Here is a 1,090-nt window from a genome sequence, read left to right as displayed (position 1 = left end):
CGCAGCAGGGGCCGTTCTGAGCGCTCAGAACGGCCCCTGCTGCGAGTCAGTTGGGAGGACGGGCCGCGGGCTGTGGATAACTCTCCTAGGCAGTCCTGGGTTTTGCGACGATGGGTCGATGAAGACACCCCGGCCGCTCCCGGCGCCGCTCGGTTCGGCGCCGTTTACATTCCGGGAGGCAGCCGACGCCGGGGTCAGCCGTCGCCGGCTCAGGCATCCCTCACTGCGGGTTCCGAGCCGCGGGATCCGGCTGCCGGCAGAACACTCCGCTGACGTGAAGCTGAATGCCCGGCCCCTAACTCTTGTCACGCAGTTCTCGGCAGCCTCCCACGCGACCGCCTTCCTGATCTGGGACTTCCCGGGCTTTCTCCCGGGCTCTGGTGCCCCCGCCATCCACATATCTCGTCCGGACTCCATGGCAATACCGCGGCGCAAGGGCGTGATTGGCCATGTCGGGCAATTCTTCGCCGACGAAATCACCACGATCGACGGCGTGCTGGTAACCTCACGGACCAGGACGTGGTTGGACTGCGCCCGGAAGATGAGCATTGACGAACTGACCGTGGTGGCGGACCACCTGCTGCGCCATCCCCGGCCCGAGTTTGAAAGCCGGACCATGCCCTATGCCCGTCCCGGGGAACTGGCCGAGATGCTGGACCGCCACAAGGGAACACCCGGTATCCGCAAGGCGCGGCTCGCCTTGGAGCAGGCCCGAATCGGTGCGGATTCGGCCCCCGAGACGAGACTCCGGCTTGCCCTCTGCCGCTCAGGACTACCGGAACCGGAACTGAACGTGCGCACGGTCCTGCGCTCCGGCGTCGTGCGTCAACCTGATCTTGCCTATCCGGAACACCGGGTTGCTGTGGAGTATGAGGGGGCCGTGCACTCCGACGCGGCCCAGGTCATCCGCGACATCGCCAGGGAAGAGGACTACAGCGGCGCGGGCTGGACCCTGGTCAGGATCTCAAAACGGCACATGCAGAACGACGCGCGCGCCGCCGTGACCAAGGTCCGCACCGTTCTCGCCAGCCGTGGTTGGCCGCCCAACTAGCTCGCAGCAGGGGCCGTTCTGAGCGCTCAGAACGGCCCC

1 protein-coding gene is annotated in these 1,090 nt (G+C 66.8%); it reads left to right on the top strand.

Annotation, left to right across the window (positions count from 1 at the left end; genetic code table 11):
* Nucleotides 1-118: 118 nt before the first annotated feature.
* Nucleotides 119-1,051, top strand: a complete 933-nt coding sequence (locus tag AC1D1W_RS20685; protein ID WP_476944700.1) for an endonuclease domain-containing protein — start codon at nucleotides 119-121, stop codon at nucleotides 1,049-1,051.
* Nucleotides 1,052-1,090 lie beyond the last annotated feature (39 nt).

It is taken from the genome of Arthrobacter sp. P1_B4 (assembly GCF_056406555.1).
Note: the sequence above shows the minus strand (reverse complement) of the source record. Positions and strands in the feature narration are given on the sequence as shown.

Excerpts from the sequence above, each read along its gene's own strand:
- AC1D1W_RS20685 (WP_476944700.1), top strand. The coding sequence starts at position 119 with ATGAAGACACCCCGGCCGCTCCCGGCGCCGCTCGGTTCGGCGCCGTTT.